Genomic DNA, 9,189 nt, shown 5'->3' with positions numbered 1-9,189 from the left:
GTGATTCCCGTCCGACTGGACCCCTACCCGTCCCTGCCGGCAGGGCCCAGTAACTGACGAAGGTTGCTGAATCCGTCACGGATGCGGGACTTGACCGCCGGGACGCTCAGATTCAAGGTTTTTTGAATGCCCGACCCCGCAATACCGCGGCTGGGAACCCACGCCAAGTGTCTGGCCGGACTACTGCAGGTCCGGGCCAGCGGACATACGGTGGAGGTGGTTCTCAGAGGTAGCTGCAGATGCGGCCGGGATCGCAGCCTGCGGGGGTCCCGGCTGCGACGGTGGCGTGAAGCCCGGCGACGGCGGAACGGAGCGCCATCAGCTCGGTGATCTGGTTATCAAGGTCGGCCAGTTGCCCGGCGAGCATGTCATGGACGTGGGTGCACGGAGCCTCTCCGGCTTCGCGGATGGCCAGAATCTCCCGTATCTGCGCCAGGGCCAGCCCTGTACGCATATGAACCTCTGTCAGTGGAACCGCGATCCTGCCTGCCTTGACATTCCAGTGTAGGGGAAGGTTGAGAATGAGAGTCAGGCACCTGACCTCGGCTGAGGGTGGGGATGAAAGTATCCGGGGCAGTGCCGGGCATCGCGCGGGCTGCCGGCGTCAGGACAAATGGAGGGTTCATGACCGGGGAATCGGTTTTTGATTATGATCTGGCCATCATCGGCTCCGGAGGCGGGGCGTTCGCCGCGGCGATACGGGCTACAAACCTGGGCAAGCGGGTGTTGATGGTCGAACGCGGCGCCGTGGGCGGGACGTGTGTGAACACGGGCTGCATTCCGTCGAAGGCTCTGCTGGCCGCAGCGGAGGCCCGACACGTGGCCATGGACGCGTCCGGACGCTTCGCAGGCATCAGCACCTCCGCCGCACCGGTGGAGATGGCCGAACTGATCGAGGCCAAGCGGTCCCTGGTCGAGACCATCCGGGCGGAAAAGTACGTTGACTTGGCCGCTGACTACGGCTGGGAAGTCCGGCAGGGCACGGCCGTGTTCGCCGGCACCTCGTCCGAACCTGTCCTGCAGATCACCGGACCCGATGGTGCCGGCACGCGGGTGAGTGCCGAACACTATCTGGTAGCCACCGGCTCAGCCCCCAGGATCCCGCCGGTCCAGGGGCTGGCGGATGTGGAGTACCTGACCTCCACCACTGCCATGGAACTGGACGAGGTGCCCGCATCCATGCTGATTCTCGGCGGCGGGTACGTGGCGCTGGAACAGGCACAGCTTTTTGCCCGGCTGGGAACGAAGGTGACCATGCTGGTCCGCTCCAGGCTGGCCTCGGCCGAGGAACCCGAAGCCGCCCACGCCCTGATGGGCGTTTTCGCTGAGGAGGGCATCCGGGTCGTCCGCCGGGCAGCCGTGTCCTCCGTCCGCACCGATCCGGCCAGCGGGGACGTGGTCGCCACCGCTGCCGTATCCGGAGGGCAGGAGGAATTCCGGGCCGCCCGGGTGCTTATCGCGACTGGGCGGCGCCCGGTCACCGAAGCACTGAATCTGGCCGCCGTCGGTGTCCGGACCGGAGACTGCGGCGAGATTCTGGTTCAGGCCACTCTTCGCAGCACCAACCCCAGGATCTGGGCCGCCGGTGACGTGACCGGCCACCGTGAGTTCGTATACGTCGCCGCCGCCCACGGAACCCTGATGGTAGAGAACGCGTTTAACCATGCCGGCCGTGACGTGGACTACCGGCACCTGCCCAGGGTCACGTTCACCGGCCCCGCCCTGGCAGCTGTGGGGATGACCGACAAGGAAGCCAATCAGGCAGGCATCCGGTGCACCTGCCGGGTCCTGCCCCTGGAATATGTCCCCCGCGCCCTGGTGAACCGCGACACCCGAGGCTTCATCAAGATCGTCGCCGACGCCGATACCGGACGGATCCTCGGCATCACTGCGGTCGGCAAGGAAGCCGGGGACATTGTCGCCGCCGGGGTCTACATCCTCGAGGCCGGCATGACCGTAGAGCAGGTCGCGAACCTCTGGAGCCCCTACCTGACCATGGCAGAAGGCATCAAAATAGCCGCGCAGTCGTTCACCACCGACGTCTCCAAACTCTCCTGCTGCGCAGCCTGATCCCTTGCCCTGGCCGAGATGAGTGTCTTAAGGGATATGTCTCGCCCCGGGCCAGAACCACGTCATACACATCGCCTGGCTAGGGCTGCCGTGCCGGGATGGAAGTCATCTCCGGGACGCGGGAAAGGGCTAGAGATCACCCCGCACCCCCTTCCCAAAAGACTCCTGCTGAGCCGGGATGACTCTCCGGCTGGCTCACGTTCCCGCTACGTCCGGGCAAGAGCGCCTGGATTCGCGAGCTTTCGCAAGCGCTTGCGAAATGGGCAGATCAGGATCTACCCTTAGCACATGACGTCTGCCGTGGATACCGTCGCTGAACTTGCGGGTGTTTCTGTTTCAACGGTTTCCCGCGCCCTTCGCGATGTTCCCGGCATATCTGCCGAAACACGCAAGCGCGTGCGAAAGATCGCTCAAGAGCTTGGATATGTGCCTTCCCTCGCCGGATCCCGTCTGGCAACCGGCAAAACGGGCACCGTGGCGATCGTGACCCCCAGTCTGTCCAAATGGTTCTTTGGCAACATCCTGGCCGCCGCCGGCGGCGTCCTGCGGGAGGCCGGGTACGACGTTCTCTTGTACGAGTTGGCTGATGCGGCCACGCGCGGGCGTTTCTTTGACGGGCCCACGTTGCCGGGCCGCGCCGACGGTGTGCTCATCCTCGCCCTGCAACCCACCCCTGAAGAGCTGGCCATCCTGACCGCACAGGGGTTGCCCGTGGCTGTGCTGGGATCCGAACAACACGGCATACCCGGCGTCCGGGTCCAGGACAGGCAGGCCGGCAGATCAGCAGTGCGCCACCTGCTGAATCTGGGACACGAACAGATCGGCTTCATCGGCATCAAGGAACCTGCCGGAAGCACCCTTGGCGGCGTGCCGCCAGCCCAGCGGCTACTCGGCTACCGAGATGCCCTCGCCGAAGCCGGGCTGGGCTCGAGCCCTGACAGCGAAGCTTTCGAGGAAAACTCGATGGCCGGAGGCTCTGCAGCCATGGCTCAACTGCTCTGTGCCGACATCACCCTGACGGCCGTGTTTGTTGCTTCCGACGAAATGGCCTTCGGCGCCCTCCGCACTCTCCGCAAGGCCGGGATCAGCGTTCCGGGTGACATGTCCGTGGTCGGCTTCGACAACCACGAGCTCTCCGAGCTTCTCGAGCTGACGACCATGGACCATTCCGTCGCCCGCCAGGGTAGCGAAGCGGCACGACTTCTGCTCGCCAGCCTCAAAACTACCGGCTCTGCACCAGCAGCCGTCACCGTCCTGGCCACCTTGGTCATCCGGGAAAGCACCGCACCCCCGCGGCCGCTACGCACCAGAACATCCCTCCGCAACACCAGCATCTAGACACCGACACCGAAAGAAGCAGCTCATGGAATACCGCAAGCTTGGCTCATCCGGCATGTATATCAGTGAACTCGCGTATGGAAACTGGGTCACCCACGGCGAGCAGATTGGCCAGGATATCGCCAGCGCCTGCGTCCGCCAGGCGCTCGATCTGGGAATCACGACCTTCGACACCGCCGACGCCTACGCCGGAACCAAGGCCGAGACAGCCCTCGGCGAAGCACTTAAGGGCGTACGGCGCGAGAGCCTGGAGATTTTCACCAAGGTTTACTTCCCCACGGGCGAAGGCAAGAACGACCGTGGGCTGTCCCGCAAGCATGTGATGGAATCCATCAACGGTTCGCTGCGCCGGCTGCAGACGGACTACGTGGACCTCTACCAAGCCCACCGCTACGACTACGAAACCCCGCTGGAAGAGACCATGCAGGCCTTTGCGGACATCGTCCGTGCGGGCAAGGCCCTCTACATCGGCGTATCCGAATGGACGGTCGATGAAATTCGCGCCGGCGCGAAACTGGCCCGCGAACTGGGCATCCAGCTGATCTCCAACCAGCCGCAGTACAACATGCTCTGGCGCGTCATTGAGGAAGAAGTGGTGCCGGTCAGCGAGGAACTGGGACTTGGCCAGATCTGCTGGTCTCCCATGGCCCAGGGTGTGCTCACCGGCAAATACGTGGCCGGGCAGCCCGCCCCTTCGGCATCGCGCTTCACGACAGGCGACGGCGGACTCAAGACCGACCACCGCTACCTCGGCGATGACGTCCTCACCCGGGTCCAGCAGCTCAAACCCCTCGCCGAGGAGGCGGGGCTGTCAATGGCAGCCCTCGCGCTGGCCTGGGTACTTCAGAACAGCAACGTCTCCGCCGCCATCGTCGGAGCCTCACGCCCCGAACAACTTGTGGACAACGCAGCCGCCGTCGGCGTGAAGCTGGAAGCGGATCTTCTGGCCCAGATCGACGCCATCCTGGAACCCGTCATTGAACGCGAACCCGGCAAAGTCGAGTCCTTCCTGACCCGCCCATAAAACAACCTTGGTTCAAGTCAGAATGATCGATGCGGGGCACGGCCGGAAAGACTCGGCCGGCGCCTTGCAGAGCCTTCCGGGCCAGAGTGTACGAAGCCGACCACCGGGCCGCGGCCGTGGCGCCGTTGAATGAGGGACGGGCAAGGCCGTTCCCGGCCGTCCCCTTCACCCTAGACCCGCGAGCCGTACCCCCGACAGGGCAGGACAAATCCGCAATTACGAGGCTATTCGGCGTTCGCGGCCCGGAACGTCATTCCTCCATCTGTGGAGGCAACGATCCCGTCCGGGGTGGCAGCCCAGATCCATGGCCTGCCGTCGGCGCCCTTGACGGCGGCGATTGCTAATACCGCGGCCTCGATGCGGCCCTCCTTCATCACTCGACCCTCGAAGGGGCGCAAGCGAACCCTCAGCCCCGAGCTGGTGGCCGAGCTGGCCCATCGCGCCGACCCCGAAACAGGACCTCGACCGGCAGATCGAGGCACTGCGCGGCGAGGGCATCCCTGCCCGGCACATCTACGTGGGAGGGCGTGCACGGCAACGTCCCGGGTCCACGTCACGCCCGGAGTCCGCAGGAACTCCTTGAGGCACTGACAGCGGAAGCCGCCGCATAGACCGTCGGCGACGGCTTCGACAGTGACGGCCCGGCCGTTGTCCGCGTGGGCGCCGTGGTGAGCAGGCAGCAATTCGAGCAGGACCAGGCAGCGGTGCGCACCGCCGTCGAACGCGGTGCTAACCTCCTGCACGGAACGTACGACGGCGACCCCGCCGGCGCGCTGTTCTTCCCGACCGCCGTGCTCACCGACCTGCCGTTCGACGACGCCGCCGTGACCGAGGAGATTTTCGGCCCGGTTGTGACAGTCCTGGAAGTGGCCGACTAGGAAGCCGGGCTCGCAGCCATCAACGACTCCCGCTACGGCCTGACCGCCGGCATCTGCACCGCCTCCCTGGCTCGCGCCCCGGACTTCGCCGCCCGTGCCCAGGCCGGCGTGCGCCTCCGGCCTCGGAACCTGGGCCGGGACCACCCGGTAGTCGCCGCAGCCCGGCCGGTCGAGGGTTGAGACTGTCGAAACTGAGCCTGCAACAATGGCCCCATGAGCGACATCATCCTGGGCTGGGACCCGGCCGGCCGGAACCGCTGGAACTACGCGGCTGTTATTGAACAGGTCGCCGCGACAGGGCTGCACCTGGAGCCATGGAGCGTGGGCCGGAGCGTTGCCGCAGGCACCAGCGTGTGGCTAGTCCTGTTGGGAGCTCACGGTCCCGGCGTGATCGGCCATGGCGTCGTCCTGTCGGATCAACCCGGGCAACCGGAACAGCCGGAGTCCGCGCCCAACCCAAATAAGGCTGAATTCACCGTGCACGTGGCGTTCGATGCGCTCCTGCCCCTGGGCGACCAGGTGCCCGCCCAGGTCCTCATCGGGGCGATACCCGACGTCGCGTGGGACAGCGCCGACATCGCAGGAGTGGAACTCGGAACCGCCGATGCGGCGGCCATCCGCAGCGTTTGGACCGCCTTCGGGCCGGTGTCGGGGCCAGACCCCACCCAACCGGTCCCCGGCACCTACCCGGAAGAGGTGGTCACCCGGGTGCCAGTCAACCGGTACGAACGCGACCCTGAGGCCCGGCGGGCCTGCATCGCGCACCGCGGCAGCAGCTGCGCGGCCTGTGGGTTCTCCTTCGAGCTGGCCTACGGGGAGCTCGGCAAAGACTTCATCGACGTCCACCATGTGGTGCCAGTGGCCCAACTCGGCGGCGGCTACCAACTGGATCCGCTCACGGACCTGGTTCCGCTCTGCGCCAATTGCCATGCCATGGCCCACTACGGAGTGAGCACACCGCGGACCGAGGTGGAGCTGCGGCGGGCCCTTGCCAACGCCGGATTCCTTGGCGGAAAAGTTGTCTCCCCGGAAGAACTCGACGCGGTGCAGGCGGCCCGCGAGATCCTGGGCCCGGAATAAGGCCCACCTGTTCACCCAACCTTTCCCTCTGCTCAACCCGAGTGACCCCGCCCCGACAGGCGCCGCGCCCACCGTGGAGGGGTGAGGATCGCAATTGTTGCCGAGTCATTCCTGCCGCTGATGAACGGGGTAACCCACTCCATCCTGAGGGTGCTTGAACACCTGGAGGACCAGGGCCACGACGTCCTGGTCATTGCCCCGTCCACCCATGCAGTCGCCGAGTTCGCGGGACCGGCCGAGGTTGTTCACGGCGCGACGGTGCACCGGCTTCCTGCTGTTCCACTGGCCGGCTACACCAACGTGCGAGTGGCGATGGGCGGTGTGTACCGGGTCAAGCGAATCCTTGCCGACTACGCACCCGACGTTGTCCACCTGGCGTCACCGTTTGTTCTGGGCTGGCGGGCCGCGCAGGCCGCGCATCAGTTACGGATCCCCACCATAGCCATCTACCAGACCGAGGTTCCCAGCTACGCCGCACGCTATGGTGTGCCGTTCCTGGAGAACTGGGCGTGGCATCGGGTGGAGAACATCCACCTGCTGGCCACCCGGACCCTGGTACCGTCCACCTTCGCGCTGAACCAGTTGCGCGGCCGCGGGATTCCCCGGGTGGGAATGTGGCGGCGCGGTGTGGATACCGCGCGGTTTTCGCCGGAAAAGCGCGACGACGGGTGGCGGGCAACGGTTGCCCCCGGCGGTGAGCGGATCATCGGCTACGTCGGCCGGCTGGCCATCGAAAAACAGGTGGAGGACCTGGCCGCGCTCGCCGACGTCCCGAACAGCAGGCTGGTGATAGTGGGCGACGGACCCCAATTGTCCGCCCTGCAGGAAGCCCTGCCGGACGCCGTTTTCACGGGGTTCCTCGGCGGGGAGGAGCTCGCGAAGGCGGTGGCGTCCTTCGACCTTTTTGTCCATCCCGGCGAGTTCGAGACGTTCTGCCAGACCATCCAGGAGGCCATGGCATCCGGGGTTCCGGTGGTGGCGACCGGCCGCGGCGGGCCCCTGGACCTGGTGGAAAACTCCCGCACGGGCTGGCTGTACAAGCCCGGCGATCTGGCTGGTTTCCGGGCCCGGGTGATGGACCTGATGGGCGACGACGCCAAGCGCCGCGCGTTCGCCACGGCAGCGCACGCCTCGGTCCAGGACCGGACGTGGCCTGTGCTCAGTGCCGAACTGGTGCGTCACTACCGATCAGTAATCACCGGTGAACCGGTGGTTGAGCCCGTCGAAACCAAGAGCGGAGCGTCCCTGTGAAAATATCGGTGATCGGCTGCGGCTACCTCGGCGCGGTGCACGCCGCCACGCTCGCGTCCATGGGCCACACTGTGGTGGGCATCGATGTGGACGCCGCAAAGGTGGACCAGCTGGGCCGCGGCCAGGCCCCCTTCTTCGAACCCGGCCTGGACGAACTGCTCCGCGACGGACGCAGCACAGGCCGCCTCAAGTTCTCCACGGACGTCGCCGCTGCCGCCGGCGCCCAGGTCCATTTCCTGTGCGTCGGGACGCCGCAGTCCAAGACGTCCGACGGCGCCGACCTCACCTTCCTCGTCGCCGCCACCGAGGCGCTGCTCCCGCACCTGGCGAGGGGCGCCGTCGTCGTCGGTAAATCAACGGTGCCCGTGGGCACTGTCGACATGCTCCAGGGCGTCCTTGCGGGGCGGCCGGACGTACAGCTGGGCTGGAACCCGGAGTTCCTGCGTCAGGGCACCGCGGTGAAGGACTCGCTGGTGCCGGACCGGCTGGTCTACGGCGTGGCGGGCGGACGCGCCGCAGCCTTCAACCCCAAGACCGGGGCGCCGCGTGCGGTGACGGCTGCGCTGGATGCCGTTTATGAGCCGCTGCTGAACGCCGGCATTCCGCGCCTGGTGTGCAACTTTCCCACGGCGGAGCTGATCAAGTCGGCCGCCAACGCGTTCCTGGCCACCAAGGTCAGCTTCATCAACGCCATCTCCGAACTGTGCGACGCGTCCGGCGCGGACGTGGCCGAACTCAGCGAGGCCATGGGCATGGACCCGAGGATCGGCAACCGCTACATGCATGCCGGGCTGGGCTTCGGCGGCGGGTGCCTGCCCAAGGACATCCGCAGCCTCCGCAGCCAGGCCGCCGCGCTGGGTGTAGACCCCGTCAACGACTGGATGGGCGTGGTGGATGCCATCAACGTCCGCCAGCGGCCCCGGACAGTGGCCCTGGCCGCGGAACTGTGCGGCGGCGGGCTGTCCGGACGCGCGATCACCATCCTCGGAGCCTCCTTCAAGCCCGAGACCGACGACATCCGCGACTCCCCCGCACTGGACGTCGCCGCCCGGCTGGCGGCCGCCGGCGCGCACGTTACGGTGACTGATCCGAAAGCCGTTAACCACGCGTGGCTGCGGTATCCACAACTGCGGTTCGAAGCCTCCCCAACGCGGGCTTTGGAGGGTGCGGAGCTGGTGCTGCTGCTCACCGAGTGGGACGAATACCGGCGCCTGAGCCCCGCCGTTGCGGGCGCTTTGGTGCGGCGGCGGGTGATCCTGGATGCCAGGAACGTGCTCGACGCCGCTACCTGGCAGGCGGAGGGTTGGGTGGTCCGCGGGCTGGGCACCAACGCCGGCGCCGCTGCGAGTCAGGTTTCCGGGGCCGGGCGGGCTGCGGGTCAGGTTTCCGGGGCCGGTCTGACGGGAATGCGTAACTCTTAGCCCGGTTCCACCGCCGCGGACCAGCAGCAACGCCAATTCCGGGGCCTCCATTCCTAAGGGCCGCGCAAAAGTCACGCATTTTCGTTCCGCGATCCCCACCTGCACTCTAGGATGTGCGTGGGGGGTG

At 66.6% G+C, this 9,189-nt stretch carries 8 protein-coding genes and 1 pseudogene; 7 read left to right on the top strand and 2 right to left on the bottom strand.

Translation table 11 applies throughout. The features are described 5' to 3' along the window. Positions 1-223 precede the first annotated feature (223 nt). Complete coding sequence (locus ACZYZ4_RS14170; RefSeq protein ID WP_463861877.1) at positions 224-454, bottom strand: MerR family DNA-binding protein; 231 nt, start codon at positions 452-454, stop codon at positions 224-226. Positions 455-624: 170 nt separating this feature from the next. On the opposite strand from ACZYZ4_RS14170, the gene merA reads away from it, so the two are divergent. From merA to ACZYZ4_RS14155, 3 genes are all read left to right on the top strand, one after another. Continuing rightward, on the top strand, positions 625-2,070 hold the full coding sequence (merA, locus tag ACZYZ4_RS14165; protein WP_463861875.1) for a mercury(II) reductase: 1,446 nt from the start codon (positions 625-627) through the stop codon (positions 2,068-2,070). A gap of 288 nt (positions 2,071-2,358) precedes the next feature. Continuing rightward, positions 2,359-3,408, top strand: a complete 1,050-nt coding sequence (locus ACZYZ4_RS14160) for a LacI family DNA-binding transcriptional regulator (RefSeq protein WP_463861873.1) — start codon at positions 2,359-2,361, stop codon at positions 3,406-3,408. Positions 3,409-3,433: 25 nt separating this feature from the next. Beyond that, positions 3,434-4,432 (top strand): aldo/keto reductase family protein, encoded by a 999-nt coding sequence (locus tag ACZYZ4_RS14155; protein ID WP_463861871.1) that lies wholly within the window; start codon positions 3,434-3,436, stop codon positions 4,430-4,432. Positions 4,433-4,656: 224 nt separating this feature from the next. Here the strand turns inward: ACZYZ4_RS14155 and ACZYZ4_RS14150 are convergent, their stop codons facing one another. Next, complete coding sequence (locus tag ACZYZ4_RS14150; RefSeq protein ID WP_463861869.1) at positions 4,657-4,806, bottom strand: hypothetical protein; 150 nt, start codon at positions 4,804-4,806, stop codon at positions 4,657-4,659. 139 nt (positions 4,807-4,945) lie between these two features. Here ACZYZ4_RS14150 and ACZYZ4_RS14145 point away from each other — a divergent pair. The 4 genes and pseudogenes from ACZYZ4_RS14145 to ACZYZ4_RS14130 all read left to right on the top strand — a co-directional run. Beyond that, positions 4,946-5,421: pseudogene (locus ACZYZ4_RS14145) on the top strand (aldehyde dehydrogenase family protein); the annotation flags it as partial. Positions 5,422-5,523: 102 nt separating this feature from the next. Next, positions 5,524-6,390, top strand: coding sequence for an HNH endonuclease (locus ACZYZ4_RS14140; protein WP_463861867.1), 867 nt, complete (start codon positions 5,524-5,526; stop codon positions 6,388-6,390). An 81-nt stretch (positions 6,391-6,471) separates the two neighbouring features. Then, positions 6,472-7,641, top strand: a complete 1,170-nt coding sequence (locus ACZYZ4_RS14135) for a glycosyltransferase family 4 protein (RefSeq protein ID WP_463861865.1) — start codon at positions 6,472-6,474, stop codon at positions 7,639-7,641. Beyond that, positions 7,638-9,062 carry a UDP-glucose dehydrogenase family protein gene (locus tag ACZYZ4_RS14130; protein WP_463861863.1) on the top strand — a complete coding sequence of 475 codons (1,425 nt, stop codon included), beginning with the start codon at positions 7,638-7,640 and terminating at the stop codon, positions 9,060-9,062. Before ACZYZ4_RS14135 ends, ACZYZ4_RS14130 begins: the two co-directional genes overlap by 4 nt. The last annotated feature ends 127 nt before the right edge of the window (positions 9,063-9,189 follow it).

The organism is Pseudarthrobacter adonitolis (genome assembly GCF_055412845.1).
The sequence above is the reverse complement of the archived record's forward strand: the minus strand, read 5'-3'. Positions and strand labels throughout refer to the sequence as shown.